General features: G+C 61.9%; 18 protein-coding genes. 5 read left to right on the top strand and 13 right to left on the bottom strand.

Features of this window, described 5'->3' with window-relative positions; translation table 11 throughout:
* Positions 1–13: 13 nt before the first annotated feature.
* The 5 genes from I6L39_RS16550 to I6L39_RS16530 all read right to left on the bottom strand — a co-directional run bounded on the left by I6L39_RS16550 (position 14) and on the right by I6L39_RS16530 (position 3,563).
* Complete coding sequence (locus I6L39_RS16550) at positions 14–973, bottom strand: beta-ketoacyl-ACP synthase III (RefSeq protein WP_042076307.1); 960 nt, start codon at positions 971–973, stop codon at positions 14–16.
* Positions 974–982: 9 nt separating this feature from the next.
* Positions 983–1,999, bottom strand: a complete 1,017-nt coding sequence (gene plsX, locus I6L39_RS16545; RefSeq protein ID WP_216990269.1) for a phosphate acyltransferase PlsX — start codon at positions 1,997–1,999, stop codon at positions 983–985.
* A gap of 9 nt (positions 2,000–2,008) precedes the next feature.
* On the bottom strand, positions 2,009–2,176 hold the full coding sequence (gene rpmF, locus I6L39_RS16540; RefSeq protein WP_005300935.1) for a 50S ribosomal protein L32: 168 nt from the start codon (positions 2,174–2,176) through the stop codon (positions 2,009–2,011).
* 20 nt (positions 2,177–2,196) lie between these two features.
* A complete protein-coding gene (yceD, locus tag I6L39_RS16535) occupies positions 2,197–2,718 on the bottom strand; it encodes a 23S rRNA accumulation protein YceD (RefSeq protein WP_029314532.1) in 522 nt (173 codons plus the stop codon).
* A 185-nt stretch (positions 2,719–2,903) separates the two neighbouring features.
* Complete coding sequence (locus tag I6L39_RS16530) at positions 2,904–3,563, bottom strand: START domain-containing protein (RefSeq protein WP_216990268.1); 660 nt, start codon at positions 3,561–3,563, stop codon at positions 2,904–2,906.
* Between the two features lie 174 nt (positions 3,564–3,737).
* On the opposite strand from I6L39_RS16530, the gene I6L39_RS16525 reads away from it, so the two are divergent.
* The gene (locus I6L39_RS16525; RefSeq protein ID WP_216990267.1) at positions 3,738–4,319 is read left to right on the top strand and encodes a nucleoside triphosphate pyrophosphatase; all 582 of its coding nucleotides are present in this window, start codon (positions 3,738–3,740) and stop codon (positions 4,317–4,319) included.
* A gap of 58 nt (positions 4,320–4,377) precedes the next feature.
* Here the strand turns inward: I6L39_RS16525 and rluC are convergent, their stop codons facing one another.
* The gene (rluC, locus tag I6L39_RS16520; RefSeq protein ID WP_216990266.1) at positions 4,378–5,322 is read right to left on the bottom strand and encodes a 23S rRNA pseudouridine(955/2504/2580) synthase RluC; all 945 of its coding nucleotides are present in this window, start codon (positions 5,320–5,322) and stop codon (positions 4,378–4,380) included.
* Positions 5,323–5,736: 414 nt separating this feature from the next.
* Between rluC and rne the strand changes: the two genes are divergently transcribed.
* Positions 5,737–8,922, top strand: a complete 3,186-nt coding sequence (gene rne / locus I6L39_RS16515; protein WP_216990265.1) for a ribonuclease E — start codon at positions 5,737–5,739, stop codon at positions 8,920–8,922.
* Between the two features lie 797 nt (positions 8,923–9,719).
* Here the strand turns inward: rne and I6L39_RS16510 are convergent.
* The 4 genes from I6L39_RS16510 to apbC form a co-directional block, all read right to left on the bottom strand.
* Positions 9,720–11,192, bottom strand: a complete 1,473-nt coding sequence (locus I6L39_RS16510; protein WP_209792311.1) for an inorganic phosphate transporter — start codon at positions 11,190–11,192, stop codon at positions 9,720–9,722.
* Positions 11,193–11,514: 322 nt separating this feature from the next.
* Complete coding sequence (gene dcd, locus I6L39_RS16505) at positions 11,515–12,096, bottom strand: dCTP deaminase (protein WP_010674732.1); 582 nt, start codon at positions 12,094–12,096, stop codon at positions 11,515–11,517.
* A 63-nt stretch (positions 12,097–12,159) separates the two neighbouring features.
* Positions 12,160–12,804 carry a uridine kinase gene (gene udk, locus I6L39_RS16500; RefSeq protein ID WP_042076317.1) on the bottom strand — a complete coding sequence of 215 codons (645 nt, stop codon included), beginning with the start codon at positions 12,802–12,804 and terminating at the stop codon, positions 12,160–12,162.
* Between the two features lie 108 nt (positions 12,805–12,912).
* The gene (gene apbC / locus I6L39_RS16495) at positions 12,913–13,995 is read right to left on the bottom strand and encodes an iron-sulfur cluster carrier protein ApbC (protein WP_216990264.1); all 1,083 of its coding nucleotides are present in this window, start codon (positions 13,993–13,995) and stop codon (positions 12,913–12,915) included.
* Positions 13,996–14,180: 185 nt separating this feature from the next.
* Between apbC and metG the strand changes: the two genes are divergently transcribed.
* A complete protein-coding gene (gene metG / locus I6L39_RS16490) occupies positions 14,181–16,214 on the top strand; it encodes a methionine--tRNA ligase (RefSeq protein ID WP_216990263.1) in 2,034 nt (677 codons plus the stop codon).
* A gap of 78 nt (positions 16,215–16,292) precedes the next feature.
* Here metG and I6L39_RS16485 read toward each other — a convergent pair whose 3' ends face one another.
* Together I6L39_RS16485 and I6L39_RS16480 are read right to left on the bottom strand one after the other, a co-directional pair.
* Positions 16,293–17,033: a CHAD domain-containing protein gene (locus tag I6L39_RS16485; RefSeq protein WP_254203674.1), complete on the bottom strand. Its 741-nt coding sequence runs from the start codon at positions 17,031–17,033 to the stop codon at positions 16,293–16,295.
* A 9-nt stretch (positions 17,034–17,042) separates the two neighbouring features.
* Positions 17,043–17,315 carry an acylphosphatase gene (locus I6L39_RS16480; RefSeq protein WP_042076323.1) on the bottom strand — a complete coding sequence of 91 codons (273 nt, stop codon included), beginning with the start codon at positions 17,313–17,315 and terminating at the stop codon, positions 17,043–17,045.
* 85 nt (positions 17,316–17,400) lie between these two features.
* On the opposite strand from I6L39_RS16480, the gene I6L39_RS16475 reads away from it, so the two are divergent.
* Positions 17,401–18,831: a methyl-accepting chemotaxis protein gene (locus tag I6L39_RS16475; RefSeq protein WP_216990262.1), complete on the top strand. Its 1,431-nt coding sequence runs from the start codon at positions 17,401–17,403 to the stop codon at positions 18,829–18,831.
* Positions 18,832–19,031: 200 nt separating this feature from the next.
* On the top strand, positions 19,032–20,225 hold the full coding sequence (locus tag I6L39_RS16470) for a class I SAM-dependent methyltransferase (protein ID WP_216990261.1): 1,194 nt from the start codon (positions 19,032–19,034) through the stop codon (positions 20,223–20,225).
* 72 nt (positions 20,226–20,297) lie between these two features.
* Here the strand turns inward: I6L39_RS16470 and I6L39_RS16465 are convergent, their stop codons facing one another.
* Positions 20,298–20,942, bottom strand: coding sequence for a glutathione S-transferase family protein (locus I6L39_RS16465; RefSeq protein WP_209792294.1), 645 nt, complete (start codon positions 20,940–20,942; stop codon positions 20,298–20,300).
* Positions 20,943–21,198 lie beyond the last annotated feature (256 nt).

Below are 21,198 nucleotides of genomic sequence, written 5' to 3'. Positions count from 1 at the left end.
ACGCCGCTCGGTATCAGAGGCGAACCAGCGCAGAGCCCCAGGCAAAACCGCCGCCGAAGGCTTCCAGCAGGACCAGCTGGCCGGGTTTGATGCGGCCGTCACGCACCCCTTCATCGAAGGCGATGGGCACGGAGGCCGCGGAAGTGTTGCCGTGACGATCCAGGGTCAGGATCACCTTGTCGAGCCCCATGCCGAGTTTCTTGGCGGTGGCGTTGATGATGCGGAAGTTGGCCTGATGGGGCACCAGCCAGTCCAGCTCGCTCGGCTCGATGTCGGCGGCGGCCAGGGTTTCGGTGACGATTTCGCTCAGGCGAGTGACCGCCACCTTGAAGACGTCGTTCCCCTTCATGTACATGTAGGCTTCGAGCTCGGCCCCCGGCATGCCACGACGGGGTTGCGGCAGCTTGAGCAGCTCCCCGTAACGGCCATCTGCATGCAGGTGGGTGGAGAGGATCCCCGGCGTCTCGCTGGCGCCGATGACCACGGCCCCTGCCCCATCCCCGAACAGGATGATGGTGCCGCGATCCTCGGGATCACACATGCGTGAGAGCACGTCGGCGCCCACGACCAGTACGTGGCGGGCGGCGCCGGACTTGACGAACTGATCGGCGATGGCGAGGGCATAGGTAAAGCCGGCGCAGGCAGCCGCGACGTCAAAGGCCGGGATCCCCGGCACCTCGAGCAGCCCCTGCAGTTCGCAGGCGGCGGCAGGGAAGGCATTCTCCGCACTGGTGGTCGCCAGCACTATCATGTCCAGATCCGCCGCGGTCAGACCCGCGGCGTCCAGCGCCCGCAAGGCCGCCTGGTGAGAGAGGGTCGCGACGGTTTCGTCGCTGCCCGCGATGCGGCGTTCACGGATCCCGGTGCGTTCCACGATCCATTCGTCACTGGTTTCAACCATCTGCTCAAGATCGGCGTTGGTACGGACCGAACTCGGCAGATAACTGCCAGTACCCAGAATTTTGCTATGCATAGAGTTTTATTAATCCCTGTCGGAAAAGACAGATTCAAGGCGATCTGCAATGTGCAACGGAAGTTGGTGTTTGGCTTCTTGTGCGGCCAGCAGAATCGCATGACACAGAGCGCGGCGCTCGGCCCGCCCATGGCTTTTTACCACAATGCCGCGCAATCCTAACAGACTCGCGCCATTATACTGGTCGGGGTTCAGGTAAGAAAAACGCCGTTTGAACATAAATCCGGCGAGTCGACCAAGAAAACTGCGCTTTTTGCGCGGATATCCGGCCAGTTCGGCCATCATCCGCACCACGCCCTCGGCGGTCTTGAGCGCCACGTTGCCCACGAAACCGTCGCAGACGATGACGTCACAGTCGCCGCTGAAGATCCTGTCACCCTCGATGAAACCGGCGAAATTGAGGGCGTTGCACTGGCGCAGCAGCTCCGCGCTGTGGCGAACCAGGTCGTTGCCCTTGATCTCCTCCTCCCCCACGTTGAGCAGCGCCACCCGGGGGAAAGGGATCCCTTCGACCTTTTCGGCGACCACGGCCCCCATCACCGCAAATTGCAGCAAGGTATCGGCATCGCAGCTCACGTTCGCCCCCAGATCCAGCATCACGGTGCGCTTGCCATTCACGGTCGGCAGCGCCTTGATGAGGGCGGGTCTGTCGACGCCGGGCAAGGACTTGAGCACGCACTTGGCCATGGCCATCAGAGCACCGGTGTTGCCGGCACTGACGCAGGCATCGGCGTCGCCGCTCTTGACCAGATCCAGGGTCACGCGCATGGAGGAGTCTTTCAGGGTACGCAGCGCCACGATCGGCTTTTCGCCCATACCCACGACCTGGGAGGCATGCACGAGACGGACCCGGGGATGGTTGAGCAAACCGTGTTGCTGCAACAGAGGAGCGGTCTGGTGTTGATCACCGACCAAGACAAGACGTAGCTGGGGCAGAAGAGACAGTGCCTGCACGGCGGCAGGCACTGTTTCCGAGGGGCCGATATCTCCCCCCATTATGTCTAGCGCGACAGTTTGCGTAGACAAAGGCAATCCTTAAGCGATTACCTTTTTACCGCGGTAGAAACCATCGGCAGTCACGTGGTGACGACGATGAATTTCGCCACTGGTCTGATCAACAGTCAGGGCTGCGGTGGTCAGTGCATCGTGGGAACGACGCATGCCACGCTTGGCGCGGGTTTTACGGTTCTGTTGTACGGCCATGGTAGGCTAACTCCTAAAATTCACTTACGTTTGAGCGCTTCAAGAACTGCAAAGGGATTCGGCCGCTCATCAGCAGGTTCGATTTCACCCCAGGTCATCTCCATGTTTCCTCGCGGGCAGACATCCACTGGATGCATGGCCACCTGAGGCAACGAGAGGATGAGCTCATCCTCCAGGATTTGATGAAGATCTATCTCGCCGTTTTCGTCCAACTCAATGGGCTCATAAGCTTCCGGCAGTTCTTCCTCGTTTGTCCTTTCGAACAGCGGAGTGTAGATAAAACTAGCTTCACAAAGGTGTTCGAATGTCTCTCCACAACGCTGGCAAACCAGGTCGACCTTGGCATGGGCAGTGCCTTTCATAACAGTCAACTTCTGGACATCTTTGCCAAAGTGCAGGGTGACATCCACATCACTTCGCAAGCCTTCGGTTGATTCCTCCAGCCTGGGCATCTGCGACTTTTCCACTATCCCGACATAGTCGAGTAGCTTCAAGGCATTACGGACTGGATCAACCTTAACGGGCAACTTCACCTTTTGCATAGGGCGCGAATATTATAGGTCCAACAAGGGATAGTCAAAGGAAAAAGTCCTTACCGCCGATGATTTTAACTGCACAGGCCCCTGCGGGGAGGAACTTGCGCTCATCGGTGGCCGATTATGCCATAAACCGCAGGATCCCGCACAGGATCCTCACCACCTCCCAGACAGGATATAGGGGCACACTCTTACTCCGAAAGTGGCGGGCAGCGCTGGCTGGCGCTGAGCAGGTGCTGCGGATTCACCACCCTGGGTTGCTCTTCCATCAGCCGGCGGATGGCCTGAAAACTCTCAAGGGCTCCCTTGATGGCCATGGGATTGGCCAGCCAGCCCGGCAGGTTGCTGCCCGGGTTGGTATAGGTCTCGAGTCTGATCAGGGTGGTGCCATCCGGCCTGGGCTGCGCCTCCCACCGACCCGAGCTTTCCTGGATCCGGAATCGCCCGGCCCGCACTGGCAGCGCATTGGGCTCGGCCCAGACCTCGAGCGTCAGCCCGCAATCGGCTCCCCTGCTCAGATGGGAGCGAGTGATCAACTCCCTGTCCTGAACCGGCCAGGGGGCAGACAATCGGGTGTACACCAGATCATCGTCGGGACCGGACCTTGCCAGCAACCTGACTTCGCGGCTCCGGGGCAGCCACTCCTGGTGGCGCGCCGTGTTGCGCAGCACCTTCAGCAGTGCGGCGGGATCCGCATTGACCTGCATCTCCAGACGCAGCGCCAGAAAGGGCGACGGGGGACGAGCCTGGGTCCAGAGCAGGATCCCCTCCTTCCCCGGCCGCAATTGCCACCCCTCCCCCCAGCCTGCGAAAGAAAGCAGCATCAGGGCCAGTACCGCGTATCTTGCCATCTCCCTCGGCCTCATCGTATCGCTCTATGTCATTGTCAGCCGCCGGGACGCCTGCTTCCAGCCCGGATCCTGAGTCGCCCACTCAGAGGCAGGCAGATGATCGACGCAATTTGCGCAGCCCTGTTCGCACAGATAGAATCAAGCAATTGATTTATAAATGGATATCATCAGAAGATGCAAACGCCCTTGATCCTCGCCTCCACCTCTCGCTATCGCAAGGCGCTGCTGGAAAAACTTGGCCTGCGGTTTCAGTGTGCCTCACCCGAGGTGGACGAGACCCCTCGACCCGGGGAAACGGCAGACACCCTGGTCCGCCGGCTGGCCCATGCCAAGGCGAGCGCCATAGCACGTCAGCATGATCAGGGGTTGATCATCGGATCGGATCAGGTGTGTGTCTGCGACGGGCGCATTCTCGGCAAGCCTGGCACGGTGGAGAATGCGGTGGCGCAGTTGATGCTGGCCCAGGGCAGGAGCGTCACCTTTCATACCGGGTTGTGTGTCGTCAATGCCGCCAACGGCCATGTCGAGCAGCTCGTCGAACCCTTTACCGTGCATTTTCGCTCCCTCGGCGAGGCCGCCATCCGCCGCTATGTGGAAGCCGAACGTCCTCTGGATTGTGCCGGCAGCTTCAAGTGCGAAGGGATGGGCATAGTGCTGTTCAAGGCCTTGGAGGGGCGCGATCCCAACGCCCTTGTCGGTCTTCCCCTCATCGGCCTGATCGACCTGCTGGCATTGCATGGACTTCATCTGCCTTGAGACAAGGGCTGCGCCAACGATGAAAAACGGGAGCCAAGGCTCCCGTTTTTCATTCGTGTCAGCGTGGCAGCTTGGCGAGGAACGCCTCAAGCTCCGGTGACAATGGCGCTTCCACCTGCATCTCCCGATCATCCACCGGGTGCGTGAAAGTAAGCTTCCAGGCGTGCAGGAACAGACGCTTTAGCCCCTGCCCTCTCATCTTTTCATCGAACGCGGCCTCACCGTACTTGTCATCGCAGGCGATGGGGTGGCCGGCGTGCTGGGTGTGGACACGGATCTGGTGGGTCCGGCCGGTGATCGGGCTGCACTCCACCAGGGTCGCCTCGGCAAACTGGCGGGCAATCCGGAAACGGGTCTCGGAGGGCTTGCCATCGCTGCTGACCCGCACCACCCGCTCGCCAGATTGCAGATCGTTCTTGCGCAGCGGCGCATTGACCACCTTGACGTGGGGTTGCCACTGGCCACGCACCAGCGCCAGGTACTGCTTGCGCATGGTCTTGACCCGCAGTTGCTCGTGCAGGCTGCGCAGGGCACTGCGCTTCTTGGCAACCAGCAGCACGCCGGAGGTGTCTCGATCGAGTCGGTGTACCAGCTCCAGGAAACGGGCCTCCGGGCGCAGGGCGCGCAGCCCCTCGATGACGCCAAAGCTCAAGCCGCTGCCACCGTGCACCGCCATGCCGGACGGCTTGTTCAGCACTATCATTGCGTCGTCTTCAAACAGGATCTGGCTCTCCAGACGCTGGATGCTGCCGAGGTTGGCGGAGGGCAATTCGTTCTTCTCGGCGACGCGCACGGGGGGCACGCGCACCTCGTCGCCGGCACAGAGCTTGTATTCCGGTTTGATGCGCTTCTTGTTGACGCGCACCTCCCCTTTGCGAAGGATGCGATAGATCAGGCTCTTGGGGACGCCCTTTAACTGAGTCTTGAGAAAATTGTCGATGCGCTGCCCGTCATGCTCAGCTTCGATGGTGAGCAGCTGCACTTGTTGATGTATCTGTGTCATGGCGCGGATTTTAACACCGCCGACAGCCCTTGGCTGCATGCTTTGTTAAAAAATGGCGTCTTGCTATAAAAGTGATTTAAATGGGATAATAAACAAGGTTTTGTCATTGTGTTCAAGCCTTGTACTAAGTGGCCAAAATGTATGCCACCCAATCCCGAAACACCGTGTATACAAGAACATGACGGTTCCCGGGTGCGAGGTACAACGCATGGAGAACGCAAACAGAGCCGACGTAAATTGTCTCCACACCGGTATCCTTAATTCACGCCCTCTCGAGATGGCTGAACCAGAGTGCCCTTAGTTTGCGCCTCATGCATACCCCAACCGGGAGGTTGTCCAAGCATGCTGAAGACCCGAGGCCGGCGCCGGCAGGATCCTGTGGAGGAATCAAAATGACAAAATAATGAGAACTCAATGAAAAGAATGCTAATCAACGCGACTCAGGAAGAGGAGTTGCGCGTAGCGCTGGTTGACGGACAACAGCTCTACGATTTGGATATTGAAAGTCCGGGGCATGAGCAGAAAAAAGCGAACATTTACAAGGGCAAAATCACCCGCGTAGAACCCAGTCTCGAAGCTGCTTTTGTCGACTATGGCGCCGAGCGCCACGGTTTCCTGCCGTTGAAGGAAATCGCCCGCAATTACTTCCCCTCCGGTTACTCCTATCAGGGTCGTCCCAACATCAAAGAAGTGGTCCGTGAAGGCCAGGAAGTGATCGTCCAGATCGACAAGGAAGAGCGTGGCACCAAGGGTGCGGCCCTCACCACCTTTATCAGTCTGGCCGGCAGCTACCTGGTGCTGATGCCGAACAACCCCCGTGCCGGCGGTATCTCCCGTCGCATCGAGGGTGACGAGCGGACCGAGTTGAAGGAAGCCCTGAGCGGTCTGACCGTGCCGGACGGCATGGGCCTCATCGTGCGTACCGCCGGTGTAGGCAAGTCTCCGGAAGAGCTGGAGTGGGATCTGAACGTCCTGCTCAACCACTGGGACTCCATCCACAAGGCGTCACAACAACGTTCCGCCCCGGTGTTGATCCACCAGGAGAGCAACGTCATCGTGCGCGCCATCCGTGACTACCTGCGTCGCGATGTGGGCGAGATCCTGATCGACAATCCGGTCATCTTCGAACGCGCCAAGTCGCATATCGAGCTGGTCCGTCCCGACTTCCTCAATCGCGTGAAGCTGTACAAGGGTGATGTCGCCCTGTTCAACCACTTCCAGATCGAGAGCCAGATCGAATCGGCCTTCCAGCGCGAAGTGCGTCTGCCCTCCGGTGGCAGCATCGTCATCGATCCGACCGAGGCCCTGACCTCCATCGATATCAACTCCTCCCGCGCCACCAAGGGCGGCGATATCGAAGAGACAGCGCTGCAGACCAACCTGGAAGCGGCCGACGAGATTGCCCGTCAACTGCGCCTGCGCGACCTGGGTGGCCTGATTGTCATCGACTTCATCGACATGACCCCGGTGCGCCATCAGCGCGAGGTGGAAAACCGTCTGCGTGAAGCCGTGCACCAGGACCGCGCCCGCATCCAGCTGGGCCGGATCTCCCGCTTTGGTCTGCTGGAGATGTCTCGCCAGCGCCTGCGTCCCTCCCTCAACGAGTCCAGCAGCCATATCTGCCCCCGTTGCCAGGGTCAGGGGGTCATCCGTGACAACGAATCCCTCGCCCTCTCCATCCTGCGTCTCATCGAAGAAGAGGCCATGAAGGACAACACCGAGCAGGTTCACGCTCAGGTGCCGGTCGATGTGGCCGCCTATCTGCTCAACGAGAAGCGCACCTCCATCGCCAATCTGGAGCAGCGCAATGATGTGCGTGTCTACATCATTCCGAACCAGCATCTGGAAACGCCGCACTACGAAGTGACCCGCATCCGTCAGAACGAGATCCCGGAAGCGGCCAGCTACGAGCTCAAGACCGAGATCGCCAAGCCGGTCTATCAGCCTCGCCAGGCGCAGGTGATCGAACGCGAGCAGCCGCTGTTGCAGGGCTTCGCCCCGGCTCCCCAGCCGGTCGCCCCCGTCGCCGCCCCGACGCCTGTTGCGGCTCCCGCTCCGGTTGCAGAACAAAGCGGCTTCTTTGGCAAGCTGGCCAAGGCCTTCTCCGGTCTGTTCGGCTCCTCCACCGAGGCTGCTCCGGCCGAGACCAAGGCGACAGCCGAGAAACCGGCCGCCCAGCGCGACGCGCGCAAGGACGAAGGCCATCGCCATCAGCGTGATGAGTCCCGCAGCCGTGGCCAGCGTGGCCGTCGCGACGACAACCGCGGCAGTCGCAATGCCGAGGCCGGCGAGAAGCGTGAAGGCACAGCCAGCCGCGAGAGCGGTGATCGCAATCGCCGTCCGCGCAAAGAGCGTGAGCCTCGTCAAGAGCGGGAACCGCGCCAGGAACGGGAAGCCCGTGGTGAAGTGCGCAGCGAACAGCGCATGGAACGTGAGCCCCGTGAGCCTCGTCAGGAGCGTGAGCCTCGTCAGGAGCGTGAACCTCGCGCCCCGCGCCCGGCCCGTGAGCCGCGCGCTCCCCGTGAACCCCGTGCCGAGGTCGTGGTTGAGGCGGTAGAGACCCAAGCTGCTATTACCGCTGTCGATGCCGAACCGCGCCAGGAGAAAGAGCAGAAGGTGGCCGAGCGCCGCGAACGTCGTCAGCTGCGCAAGCAGATCCGCGTCGATGTCGCCGCAACCGACTCCCCTGCCCTGCCGGTTGACGAGCAGGCAGGCGATATCGCCGTGGTGCAAGCCGCAACCGTCGAGCAGCAGGACGAGCAGGGTGAAGGCCAGCGCCGTTCCCGTCGCACGCCTCGCAGCCAGCGAATCGAAGGCCAGCGTCGCAAGCGCATCAACGAAGATGCACGCGGTCAGCGTGACGACGAGCCTCAGGGCGAGGTGCAACTCACCACAGCCGCCCAGGCGGATGCGGCCCAGGTCAAGGTGGAAGAGCCTGCCGTGCCTGTCGTCACCATTCCGAGCGCGGAAGCCGTGGCTGCAGCGCTGCAAGCCTCTGCCGCCCTGACCGAGCACGTGGTTGCCGAGGCCATTGCCGAAGAAGCTGCCGAGCAGGCACAAGCCGCCTTGGCCGTCAAACCTGTCACCGAGACTGCCGAGCGGGCGGTTGAACCGGCAGCCGTAGCCGTAGTCGCAGTAGCTGCGGTCGAAGAAGCAGCTGACGTCGTGACTGCCGACCCCGTAGTTGCCGACGTGGTGGTCCAGGCCGATGATGCCCAGCCCAGTGCTGCCGTCGTTGCCGAACCCGTGATGAACGAGGTCGTCGCCGAGGTGGAAGCGGCCCCCGCCGTTACCGCCGAGCCGGTGGCCCCAGTTGTAGCAGCTGAGGCCGAAGTCGTCACAACCCCCGAGGCTGTGGTGGCCCAGCCTGCGCCCGTTGCCGTACCTGCGGCCAAGACCCTGAGCAAGGGTGCCGGCGTGCTGGCCCGTGCTCGCATGGCCTCTGCCCCCATGGCAACACCGGCGGCCGCCCCAACACCGGCGCCTCGCGCACCGGTTGAATACGAACCTCTGGTGCGCAGCGCAGTGACGACCTCGGGTCGTCACGGTGGCAGCACCGCGGCCAGCAACGTGGCAACCAGCCCGGCCGGTCGTCCCTGAGCGGACTCGCTAACCTGATCAAAGGGCCACACACTGTGTGGCTCTTTTTTTGCGCGCCGATCTGTCTCTCCCTATCCCTACCCCTTTTATCATGGTGATGGCGCCCGCTCTCAATACCAGGGCGAGTGCCAGCGTTGTCGACGATCCCGACTTGCCCTTCTGGCAGAGTCGCGTAGAAGTCCTCGGTACCCCACATCCTCTGATTGCACTCTCACCCTGGATATCCTACTCGACACTCCTGAGCCCCCGTGCTTATCCCACTGAACCAGCTTGGCCATCCATGGCCCGGACAGAGGTCCAGGGCAAATGCCCGAACCATAAGCCCTGTTCGCCTTTGGAATGCCCTCTTTATCTCCCCTGTATGGGCGTCTTGGCTGTCCATCCAGGCCCCTGGATACGATATGTCCGCCCCCTCCATCTACTGAACGTGTCACCTCCCCGGCTTTCGAGTCGGCCAAGGCTTGCCAGGGTTGCAAAACAGGGGTTGGCCATGGAATAAGAGGAGTAATGGAGTGTAGATATGGTTTATTAAAAATTTAGTTTGATGGCATATAAAAGCCCATCAGAAGGCCACAACAACAGGAGTCAGGCATACAGCCATCACTTTCTTGCAAGGATCCGGCTTCACAGGGTCGCTCGCCAGCAGAATGTCGTGCCAAGGATCGGCGGCTAAAGCCTGGGAAGCCACCTGTCCGGCTCGAGGAACCCTGCCAGTCATCCCCATCTGGCTAATCCCCTTTCTTGACCCAAGAAAAAAGGGCCCGTAGGCCCTTCTTATTCGAGAGAATGCTTGGCGGTCAGCCGCCAAACAGATGGTTGCTCAGCAGGAACAGACCGCCGGAGAGCAGCATGGTCAGCGGCAGCGTCAGCACCCAGGCCAGCAGTATGGTCTTGATGGTCTGGGTCTGCAGGCCCGACTTGTTCGCCACCATGGTCCCCGCCACCGCGGAGGAGAGGATATGGGTGGTGGAGACCGGCATGCCGGTCAAGCTGGCTACGCCGATGGAGGCGGCGGCGGTGATCTGGGCGGCGATCCCCTGGCTGTAGGTCATGCCGGAGGAACCGATCTTCTCGCCTACCGTGTAGACGATACGGCGCCAGCCCACCATGGTACCGCAGCCCAGGGCCAGAGCGATGGAGACAATGACCCAGGTCGGTGCATATTCGGCGGTCGCAGTCAGATCCTTGCGCCATTTGGCGAGATCGGTCAGCTCCTTGGCCGGCAGCGGCAGCTTGGAGACCTTGCGCGCGGTGTCGTCGATGCACAGCAGCAGGCGACGCACCTCGCGGCGATCGACCAGGCTCATCTCCTCGTAGGTGCGCACCTGGCCGAGACGATTGTCGAGGGTGGCCATGGCCTGCAGGGCCTCGCCGGCCTCACAGTGGGTCATCAGCTCTTCCTGGGCCTGGGCCGGTACGCTGAAGTTCACCAGGTGGGAGACCTGCTCATGGTTGCGCTGGTAGATTTCCATGATGCGCTGGTTGGCATCCTGGGTACGGTCCAGATCGTAGGAGCGGCTGTTCATGTCCAGAGCAAAATAGGCAGGGGCCATGCAGATCAGCACCAGCATCACCAGACCAATACCCTTCTGGCCGTCGTTGGAGCCGTGCACGAAGCTCACGCCCATGGCGGAGGCCACCAGGGTCAGACGTGCCCAGAACGGCGGATGCTTCTTGCCGTCCACCAGCAGGCGCTCTTCGGGGGTCTTGTGGATCTTGCTGCCCAGCCAGACTCGCTTCATGGCGAACAGCAGCAAGGCGGCGATGATGAAGCCCACGGTGGGAGAAATAATGAGAGAGAGCATGATGTCGATGGCTTTGCCGACGTTGATGCCTTCTTTCAGAGGTTGATGGCTGATCAGGGCATAGGCACCGCCAACCCCCAGGATGGAACCGATCAGGGTGTGCGAGCTGGACGCCGGAATGCCGAAGTACCAGGTCCCCAGGTTCCAGACGATGGCTGAAAACAGCAGGGAGAAGACCATGATCAGGCCCTGGGTGGAATCCATGCCGAGCAGCAGATCGATGGGCAGCAGATGAACGATGGCATAGGCCACCCCCAGTCCACCCAGCATGACACCGGCAAAATTGAACAACCCGGAAGCCACTACCGCCATATGGGCCGGCATCGCCTTGGTATAGATAACCGTTGCTACCGCGTTGGCGGTATCGTGAAAGCCGTTGATGAACTCATAGGCCAGCACAAAAAAAACGGCCAATACCAAACCGATTGACCACCACAAACCCAAACCACTAAACATTTCAAACATAAAAACGAACCTGTTTATGAGTTGCGGCGGATTATGCCAGAAGGCTCGATGCGCCATACCCGTTGTTGAAATATTTCAGTAAGAAAAAAAAAGGGCATTCCGTCAAAAAATGTCTTAGGCCCTGACGGAATGAGACTTGTCATCGATTAATTAAAGCCCGTGGCAACCCGGTGAACGAGGTTCAAACAGGGCTATCAGTGGCAGCTCTCCCATGCCTGAACGCCGCTTCATACCTCCCGTCACCTGCCACAGGGTGAGAAAAAGGGTGCCGCGGCACCCTCCTTATATAAGCAATGGCGTCATATAAGCAATGGCGTCAAGCTCAGTCCTGGTTGATCCGGCTGGCCACCGCCCCTTGCTGGCTCTTGTACTTGGCATTCTCCCGCTTGTTGTACGGGCGAGCCGCGGTGCCGGAGAGCATCTCGAAGTTCAGCGCCCCTATCTTCATCTTGGGGCGCAGGGCCAGGGGCAACTTGCCACCGTTGTAGAACTCCAGCACGATGCGGCCGGACCAGCCCGGATCGATGCGGTGCGCGGTGACGTGCACCATGAGGCCCAGGCGGGCCAGGGAGGAGCGACCATCCAGCCAGCCGACGATGTCGGCAGGCAGGGTCACGGATTCATAGGTCACCGCCAGTGCCAGCTGACCCGGGTGCAGATAGAAGGCTTCGCCGTCCGGCACGTGGATCTCCTCGCTCATCACCCGCTCGATGGCATCGGCCATCTCGGCACTGGTACCCCCGAGGTCGATATAAGGCGCGGTATGATCGCGAAACACCCGAAACTCGTTGCCAAGCAGCACATCGACGCTGACGCCGCTGATCCGCTCAACACCGGGCCGCGGCTCGATGACGATCTTGCCTTCATCCAGATGCCGTTCGATATCGGTATCACAAAGACGCATTCTGCGACTCTCCTGACAAATGATTCATTTAAAAAAGCCGGGCATCACCCGGCTTGTTTTCTCTCAACCAATCAGCATGTGGCGGATACGCGCCTTGAGCATGTCGATGGCGATGCGGTTCTTGCCGCCACGGGGCACGATCACGTCGGCATACTGCTTGGACGGGTCGATGAACTGCATGAACATGGGACGCACCGTCTTCTGATACTGCTTGAGCACGGAGTCCATGGTACGGCCGCGCTCCTGCACGTCGCGCACCAGACGGCGCAGCAGACAGATGTCGAGGGGGGTGTCCATGAAGATGGAGGCATCCATCAACTCGCGCAACCGGCTGTCGGTCAGCAGCAGTATCCCTTCCAGAATGATGACGCGGCGCGGCGCGAAGACGGTGACGTCACTCATCCGCGTGTGCTCGGTATAGGAGTACTGGGGGATATTGACCGCCTCCCCCTGCATCAGCTGGGTCAGATGCTCAACCAGCAGATCGTGATCCAGGGCATTGGGGTGGTCATAGTTGGTCTTGACCCGCTCTTCCATGGTCAGGTGGGTCTGATCACGGTAGTAGCAATCCTCGGTGATCACACCAATCTGACCCGCCCCCAGCTCGGCCACCAGCTCTTCATAGATGGTTTGGGCGATAAGACTCTTGCCGGAAGCGGATGCACCAGCAATACCGATGATCACACAGGAATGTTGAGTATCAGACATTGAAAATACCTAAAGAGAAGAGCACTGGGGATTGTTTAAACCGATCCATTATATGAAAAAGGGTGGGCCATGCCCACCCCAAATCCGCCTGTGACGGCCGACAGCCGATTATTCGTCCAGCGCCACCGTGTAGAGCGGGGTCGCAATCGGTTTACCGCTGAAATAGAGCTCGGCCCCCACCCGGCGGGCCAGCTTCAGATAGGCCTGTGCCAGCTCTCCGTCCGGCGCCCCGAACACGGTCGGACAACCGTCGTCCATATGCTGGCGAATGTCGATGTGCAGCGGCAGCTGGCCAAGCAGCGCCACTTGATACTGCTCTGCCATCTTCTTTCCGCCACCGGTGCCGAACAGCGCCTCGTGATGACCGCAAGCACTGCAGACGTGGTAGCTCATGTTCTCGACAATGCCGAGCACCGGCACATTGACCTTGTTGAACATGGCGATCCCCTTGCGGGCATCCGCCAGCGCCACGTCCTGGGGCGTGGTGACGATCACGGCGGCCGTGGTCGGCACCTGCTGGGCCAGGGTCAGCTGGATGTCACCGGTGCCGGGGGGCATGTCCACCACCAGGTAATCCACCTCGCCCCAGCGGGTCTCATGCAGGATCTGCCCGAGTGCCTTACTCGCCATGGGGCCGCGCCAGATGGTGGCATCCTGCTCGGCCACCAGATAACCGATGCTGTTGCTCTTGAGGCCGCACGCCATCACCGGCTCCATCAGCTTGCCATCGAAACTGACGGGACGCTCCTTGAGGGTCCCGGTCATGGTCGGAATGGAGGGGCCATAGATGTCCGCATCCAGGATGGCGACCCGCGCCCCCTCCTTTTGCAGCGCCAGCGCCAGGTTGACCGCGGTGGTGGACTTGCCCACCCCCCCCTTGCCGGAAGCGACCACCAGGATGTTGCGAATGCCTTGCACCGCCGCGAGCTGCTGGGCGCGCGGCATGCTGGCCACGTCGATCTCCCCCGTCCAGTCGATGCGGGTCGCGCCCGTGGCGCTGCGCAGCCGCGCATCGAAGGCGGCTTTTATCTCGTCAAACAGGGATTGGCCGGCAAAGGGCAGCACCAGCTTGATGGTCAGGGTCTGCCCCTGATGCGCTATGGTGCGCACAAAACCGGCTGCCACCAGATCCTTGCCCCACCCGGCCGGCTTAAATTCGGCCAGGATCAGTTTTACTGAATCAATCACCATTAACTCCCCATTATGTTGTCGTTATGCTGAGGTGAACGGTTACCGCACACAAATCAGTGGCTTGCCGACGTTCCAGCGATGCCGCCGGCCTGTGCCCGGCGGGCCACAACCCTAGGCAGGCCGCCCCCAATTCGGGTAACATGCACGGCACTGTATCATCCCAACAGGCACATAAAGAACGTATTATGGCAACTGATCCTCGTAGAATGCTGGTAACCTGCGCCCTCCCCTATGCCAACGGCTCCATCCATCTTGGCCACATGCTGGAACACATCCAGGCCGATATCTGGGTTCGTTATCAGCGAATGCGTGGCCATCAGGTGCATTTCGTCTGCGCCGACGACGCCCACGGTACCCCCATCATGCTCAAGGCACAGCAGATGGGGATCACCCCGGAGGCGATGATCGCGGCGGTCTCCGAGGAGCATCAGAGCGACTTCGCCGGCTTCAACATCAGCTTCGACAACTACCACTCCACCCACAGCGACGAGAACCGCGAGCTGGCGGGCGTGATCTATGGCCGTCTCAAAGAGTCCGGCAAGATCAAGATCCGCACCATCTCCCAGCTGTTCGATCCGGAAAAGTCCATGTTCCTGCCGGACCGCTTCGTCAAGGGCACCTGTCCCAAGTGCAAGTCCCCCGACCAGTACGGTGACAACTGCGACAGCTGTGGCGCCACCTACAGCCCGACCGAGCTCATCGACCCGAAATCCGCCGTCTCCGGCGCGACCCCGGTGATGAAGGACTCCGAGCACTACTTCTTCGACCTGCCCCAGTTCGAAGCCTGGCTCGCCGACTGGGTGCGCGGCTCCGGCGCCATCCAGGAAGAGATGGCCAACAAGATGCAGGAGTGGTTCGAGAGCGGCCTGCAGCAGTGGGACATCACCCGCGACGCCCCCTACTTCGGCTTCGAGATCCCGGGCGCCCCCGGCAAGTATTTCTACGTCTGGCTGGATGCCCCCATCGGCTACATGGCCTCGTTCAAGAACCTGTGCAACAAGCGCGGCGACATCGACTTCGACAGCTACTGGAAGAAAGACTCCGATGCCGAGCTCTACCACTTCATCGGCAAGGACATCGCCTACTTCCACTGCCTGTTCTGGCCGGCCATGCTGGAAGGGGCGGGTTTCCGCAAGCCGACCAAGGTCAACGTGCACGGCTATGTGACCGTCAACGGCGCCAAGATGTCCAAGTCCAAGGGCACCTTCATCAAGGCATCGACCTACCTCAATCATCTGGATCCCGAGTGCCTGCGTTACTACTACGCCGCCAAGCTCAACAGCCGCATCGACGATCTGGACCTGAACCTGGAAGACTTCGTCTCCCGCGTCAATGCCGACGTGGTCAACAAGCTGGTCAACCTGGCCTCCCGTAACGCCGGCTTTATCGCCAAGCGCTTCGACGGCAAGCTGGCCGCCACCTGCGCCGAGCCCGCGCTCTACGCCGAGTTTGCCAACGCCAGCGCCGCCATCGCCGAGGCCTACGAGAGCCGCGAGTTCAGCCGCGCCATCCGCGAGATCATGGCGCTGGCCGACAAGGCGAACCGCTACGTGGACGACAAGGCTCCCTGGGTCATCGCCAAGCAGGAAGGGGCGGATGCCGAGCTGCAGGCGGTCTGCTCCGTCGGCATCAACCTGTTCCGGGTGCTGATGGCCTACCTCAAGCCGGTCATGCCCGAGCTCGCCGAGCGCGCCGAGGCCTTCCTGGGTGAGACGCTCTCCTGGGACGGCATCGCCGCCCCCCTGGTCGACCACACCGTCGCCCCCTTCAAGGCGCTCTTCTCCCGCATCGAGCCGGCCAAGATTGACGCCATGATCGAGGCCTCAAAGGAAGACCTCGCCAAGGAGCAGGCGCCGAAGGTGACCGGCCCCCTGGCGGACGACCCCATCAACGACACCATCGCCTACGAGGACTTCGCCAAGATTGACCTGCGGGTGGCGCTGATCAAGAAGGCCGAAGCAGTGCCGGAAGCGGAGAAGCTGCTGAAGCTGCAGCTCGACATCGGGGGCGAGACCCGCCAGGTGTTCGCCGGCATCAAGTCCGCCTACAATCCCGAAGATCTGGAAGGCAAGCTGACCGTGATGGTCGCCAACCTGGCACCGCGCAAGATGCGTTTCGGCATGTCCGAGGGCATGGTGCTAGCGGCCGGCCCGGGCGGCAAGGATCTCTGGATCCTGGAGCCCCAGGACGGTGCCCAGCCCGGCATGCGCGTCAAGTAAGGGCAAGCCCCGCAGATGAAGAGAGAGGCCGATGGCCTCTCTTTTTTTGCATTCCTTTTTATCAGACGCGCCGGCGAACTACCCCTGGCGCAGCAACGCCATCCTGAGCCCCACCAGCTCCGCCTGCTGGCAATCGAGCTGGCGCAGCTGGCAGCGCATCGCCTCTTCCAGGGTTCGCCTGCGCTTGCCACGCCCCTTCTGATCCCCCAGGCGCCTGAGCCATTGCCGCGTATCCTGCAACTGGCCCAGCCTGTCCTGCCACTCCACCAGCATGGGCAGCCAGGCCGGATTTCCCTCCCCTTGCCCGATCAGCAGCTCCACCCCATAGCGGATCCGCTTGAGCACCAGCCGCAGCCTGTGCCAGTGGCGCAGCCGCGCCTTGCGACCGTCAGAAGAGGACAATCCGGGCGCCGCCAGGGCATCGGCCAGGCTGAGCGCCAGATGCAGCTGAAAGAGCGGCAAGGGATCCACCCCGGCGGGCACCTCCTCCAGCCTCGCCAACCAGCGCGCCAGGCGTCCCGCCAGCCCGGGCACCCTGGTGGGCACCTGCTCCTGGTGGGAGGGGCCGCCAAAATGTGCCGCATAGACCTGGGCATCGCGCAGGGCGGAGAGCCGTCCCACCGCGCGGCTCAACCGCGACTCCAGCTCAGGGGCGTGGATGAGGGGCCGCCACAGGGCGAGCAGGGCCAGCAGACGGCGGGCCGCAATCCGGTAGGCGTGCACCTCGTCCGCCCCGACCCGCTGGCGCAGGGCCTGCGTGGCCGCCCCGTACTGTTCGATGAGCCGGCGGGCCTGCTCGACCCCCAGTGTCGTCATCATCCGCCCCGCTCAGTTGGTATGAAAGCCTGACCCGGTAGGAGGCAGCGCGTTGGCGCACTCCATCCTGGTCACGGTGGCGGTGCGGGGTCCGTGCTCCAGCCAGCCCAGCATCATCTGCACCTTCTGTTCAGGTCCGGCGATCAGGATCTCCACCGACCCATCCTCCAGGTTGTAGGCATGACCCCGCAACCCCAGCTGCAGCGCCCGCTCCCGGGTGAAGTAGCGAAACCCCACCCCCTGAACCTGGCCCCACACCCGAACGACAAACGATTGCTCTCCCATTTATCACACCTTTCCCTTAAGTAATTTTTCCCCGGGGCGATAATGAACGCGACACTCTCCTCCCCTTGCAGGACGCAATATCATTATGAAAGAAGTTAAATTCCGGTGGGTTGACCGTTATCTCATTCACCTCACGATCAGCGAGAAATTTCTCATCACCTTCTGGTGTCCCCTGTTGTTCATTGCCTTCCTCACCTGGTACCTGCTGGCCGACAGCCATGATCAACAGATGCAGCTCAGGCTGGATCAACTCAAGCAACGGGTCGAGACCACGGCCCAGCTGGTGAGCCAGCAACCGACCCTAACCCTGCCTGCGGATCTCGTCCTGACGCCGACCGCCACGGCCGGCCTGAACCAGCAGGGAGAGCTCTATCACTACGGCGTCAGCGCGGGTCAGGCCGGCTTCGTGACCGGCACCCTAGACACCGCCCGCTACTCCATGTGGGATGGTCAGGGCAGCACCCTCACCATCATCGCCGTGCTGGCCGCCCTGCTTGCTCTCATCACCCACTATCTGATGACCTTCGTCTCCGGGGCGCTCTACTCCACCAACAAGGCGCTGCAGACGGTGGCGGGCGGCGATCTCACCTTCCGCCTCAATTTCTTCCCGGTACGGGACGAGTTCTCCATCCTGGCGGGCAGCATCGACAAGTTCACCGATCGCCAGCACAAGATAGTACAACTGGTGGAAGAGTCCGCCGAGGCGCTCACCCTGGCGGCGGACGAGTTTCGCGAGCACGCCAGCGATGGCGAGACCCAGGCCCGCGCCCAGCGCCAGCACATGGACTCCCTGGCCGCCGCCATGGAGCAGATGTCCGCCGCCATTCGCGAGGTGGCCCGCAATGCCAATGACACCCTGCAACAGACCCGCCAGTCCAGCGAGGAGGCCGCCAACGGGGCAGCGCGGGTCTCACGCACCATCAACGCCATCGCCACCCTGGCCGACGAGATAGGCAACGCCTCCGGCGCCGTGGAACGGCTGACCCAGAACGCCAACCGCATCAACGAAGTGGTCAACGTCATCAATGCCATCTCCCAGCAGACCAACCTGCTGGCCCTCAACGCCGCCATTGAGGCCGCCCGTGCCGGCGAGCAGGGCCGCGGCTTTGCGGTAGTGGCGGACGAGGTGCGCACCCTCGCCAGCCGCACCCAGCAGGCGACCGTGGAGATCCAGCAGATGATCGAGGAGCTGCAGGCCGGCACCAGTGCCCTGAACGACATCATGGAGAAGACGGTGGGCCGCGCCGCCAGCAGCCAGCAGCTCATCACCGAGGTAGGGCTCGACATCGACAAACTCAGCAGCCACAGCGACGCCGTGCTGGAGATGAGCACCCAGATCGCCACCTCGAGCGAAGAGCAGAGCTCGGTGGCCGAGGAGATCACCCGCAACCTGGACAGGGTACGCCAGGAGGCGTGCCAAGTGGAGGAGTCCGCCAGTGCCGCCGTGGCCGGCACCACAGGCCTCAAGGGCACGGCCAGCGAGCTCGGTCGGGCACTGACCGGCCTCAGGATCTGATCCTCGCCATCCCCACGGGCCATCTTGCAGATGGTCCGTGTTTTTTTCGGGGTTCCGTTGGCCTGAAACGGCACGATTTTGCCCAACCCTGGATGCAACCCCTCCCACTGAGGCCACTTATCGCTGCGGTGCGGCTTGCGCCCAAGCCCTGACAACCCCTACTATATGCCCCCTTCTGTTCCTAGCATCGGCAACTACCCATGAGCGCTTCCATCTATCTCGTCAAAGGCCGCGAAAAATCCCTGCTGCGCCGCCACCCCTGGATCTTCTCCAAGGGCATCGAGCGGGTTCAGGGCAACCCCATCGACGGTGACACCGTCGAGATCTTCACGAACGATGGCAAGTGGCTCGCCCGCGGCGCCTGGTCCGGCAGCTCCCAGATCCGCGCCAGGGTCTGGACCTTCGACAAGGACGAGACCGTGGATCTGGACTTCTTTATCCGTCGCCTCAAATATGCGCAGGAGTCCCGTGACGGGCTCATCAAGCGTCAGGGTCTCACCGGCTATCGCCTCTGCGCCGCCGAGTCCGACGGCCTGCCGGGCCTGACCATAGACCGCTACGCCGATTTTCTGGTGTGCCAGATCCTCTCCGCCGGCGCCGAGTTCCAGCGTGAGCTCATCACCCAGGCCCTGCGCACCTTCTACCCGGAGTGCAGCATCTACGAGCGTTCCGACGTGGCGGTGCGCAAGAAGGAGGGGTTGAAGGAGCGCACCGGCGTCATCCATGGCGAGACTCCGACCGAGCCCGTGGTCATCGAGGAGAACGGCGGCGTCAAGATCCTGGTGGACATCCGTAACGGCCACAAGACCGGCTTCTATCTGGATCAGCGTGACAACCGCCAGGCGGCCGCCAAGTACACCGAGGGCAAGCGGGTGCTCAACTGCTTCTGCTACACCGGCGGTTTCGGCGTCTACGCCCTCAAGGGGGGCGCCAGAGAAGTGGTCAACGTGGATCTCTCCCAGAATGCGCTGGACATCGCCCGCCAGAACGCCGAACTGAACGGCCTGGACGCCACCAAAGCCCAGTTCATCCGCCACGACGTGTTCAAGCTGCTGCGGGAATACCGCGACAAGGGCGAGAAGTTCGACGTCATCGTGCTGGATCCGCCGAAGTTTGCCGAGAGCAAGGCCCAGTTGCTGGGGGCCTGCCGCGGTTACAAGGACATCAACATGCTGGCGTTCCAGCTGCTGGCGCCGGGCGGCGTGTTGCTCACCTACTCCTGCTCCGGCCTGATGGAGCAGAGCCTGTTCCAGAAGATAGTGGCCGATGCGGCGCTCGATGCCGGTCGCGATGCCCAGATCCTGGAACTGCTGTCCCAGGCCTCGGATCACCCCATCGGCACCGCCTACCCGGAAGGCTTCTACCTCAAGGGCTTGGTGGTCCGCGCCCGCTGATCATCCAAGACACAGACATATTGATCACACAGGCCCGCATCGCGGGCCTGTTTTTTATCGGGGCTTGGTGCCTCAGTCCCGCGCGGGGGCACCCAGAGGAAAGTAGTGGCGATAGGGCCTCGCCTCGTCTACCACCCGGGCGATGACAGGACGGGCCAGCAGGCGGGCGCGATAGGCGCGAAGCCCGGCGCAGGCAGGCGGGATCTCGTGGGCCCAGTCGGCATAGAAGAGCGATGGGGCGGCGGCGCAGTCGGCCAGGGTGAACGCCTCTCCCGCCGCCCAGGTCCGCCCGGCGAGACGCTCATCCAGCCAGGGGTAGATCTTGTCCAGCATCTCGCGTGCCTGGGCCACCCCGTAACCGTCGCGCTCGGTGGCCGGGCGCATCCTGTCCAGCACCACCTTCTGCATCGGCGTCATCACATAGTTGTCGAACAGGCGATCCAGCATGTGCACCTCGATCCCCGCCTCCCCCTCGGGCACCAGGCAGTGGGAGCCGGGATGACGGCACTGAAGATACTCGATGATGGTGCTGCTCTCGAGCAGGGTGCGATCCCCGTCCACCAGCACGGGGAAGCGCTTGAGGGGCCAGAGGCGCGCGAGCTCGGCCTTCACCGCCGCGGACTCCAGGTTGAGGTAATCGAAGGCGATGTCATTCTCGTAGAGGGCGATCAGCACCTTCTGGCTGTAGGACGAGAAGGGATGGGCGTAGAGTTTCATCGGGATCACTCCTTGTATGGGGATGTCCTGACCAGTCTATTCCCAACCGGGCGCCTCTGCCGGGCCCCTCTCTTCACGTCCCTGGCACGGGCTGCGGACTCCCCACACGCTTTGTGGCATAATGCGGCGTTTCGTGATCCCGCCCGGCCCTCCCAGGCCTGGTCCTGTGGCTCCTCGGCCCTGTCCGGGATCACTACTGTCGTGGACCATGAGTGTGGTCGCACCCCGGGGTGCGAGCCGACACCAGCTTGAACCA

The sequence above is a fragment of the Aeromonas sp. FDAARGOS 1409 genome (assembly GCF_019048705.1).
Lineage (GTDB): Bacteria > Pseudomonadota > Gammaproteobacteria > Enterobacterales > Aeromonadaceae > Aeromonas > Aeromonas sanarellii.
This window is presented reverse-complemented; position numbering and strand designations above follow the sequence as displayed.

What these genes read in the sequence shown, in the direction of transcription:
- udk (WP_042076317.1), bottom strand. Translation starts at nt 12,804, where the DNA reads ATGTCTGATACTCAACATTCCTGTGTGATCATCGGTATTGCTGGTGCA.
- rne (WP_216990265.1), top strand. Translation starts at nt 5,737, where the DNA reads ATGAAAAGAATGCTAATCAACGCGACTCAGGAAGAGGAGTTGCGCGTA.
- I6L39_RS16480 (WP_042076323.1), bottom strand. Translation starts at nt 17,315, where the DNA reads ATGGGAGAGCAATCGTTTGTCGTTCGGGTGTGGGGCCAGGTTCAGGGG.
- I6L39_RS16470 (WP_216990261.1), top strand. Translation starts at nt 19,032, where the DNA reads ATGAGCGCTTCCATCTATCTCGTCAAAGGCCGCGAAAAATCCCTGCTG.
- I6L39_RS16525 (WP_216990267.1), top strand. Translation starts at nt 3,738, where the DNA reads ATGCAAACGCCCTTGATCCTCGCCTCCACCTCTCGCTATCGCAAGGCG.
- rpmF (WP_005300935.1), bottom strand. Translation starts at nt 2,176, where the DNA reads ATGGCCGTACAACAGAACCGTAAAACCCGCGCCAAGCGTGGCATGCGT.
- I6L39_RS16465 (WP_209792294.1), bottom strand. Translation starts at nt 20,942, where the DNA reads ATGAAACTCTACGCCCATCCCTTCTCGTCCTACAGCCAGAAGGTGCTG.
- I6L39_RS16485 (WP_254203674.1), bottom strand. Translation starts at nt 17,033, where the DNA reads ATGATGACGACACTGGGGGTCGAGCAGGCCCGCCGGCTCATCGAACAG.
- yceD (WP_029314532.1), bottom strand. Translation starts at nt 2,718, where the DNA reads ATGCAAAAGGTGAAGTTGCCCGTTAAGGTTGATCCAGTCCGTAATGCC.
- I6L39_RS16550 (WP_042076307.1), bottom strand. Translation starts at nt 973, where the DNA reads ATGCATAGCAAAATTCTGGGTACTGGCAGTTATCTGCCGAGTTCGGTC.
- I6L39_RS16475 (WP_216990262.1), top strand. Translation starts at nt 17,401, where the DNA reads ATGAAAGAAGTTAAATTCCGGTGGGTTGACCGTTATCTCATTCACCTC.
- I6L39_RS16530 (WP_216990268.1), bottom strand. Translation starts at nt 3,563, where the DNA reads ATGGCAAGATACGCGGTACTGGCCCTGATGCTGCTTTCTTTCGCAGGC.
- I6L39_RS16510 (WP_209792311.1), bottom strand. Translation starts at nt 11,192, where the DNA reads ATGTTTGAAATGTTTAGTGGTTTGGGTTTGTGGTGGTCAATCGGTTTG.
- apbC (WP_216990264.1), bottom strand. Translation starts at nt 13,995, where the DNA reads ATGGTGATTGATTCAGTAAAACTGATCCTGGCCGAATTTAAGCCGGCC.
- dcd (WP_010674732.1), bottom strand. Translation starts at nt 12,096, where the DNA reads ATGCGTCTTTGTGATACCGATATCGAACGGCATCTGGATGAAGGCAAG.
- metG (WP_216990263.1), top strand. Translation starts at nt 14,181, where the DNA reads ATGGCAACTGATCCTCGTAGAATGCTGGTAACCTGCGCCCTCCCCTAT.
- rluC (WP_216990266.1), bottom strand. Translation starts at nt 5,322, where the DNA reads ATGACACAGATACATCAACAAGTGCAGCTGCTCACCATCGAAGCTGAG.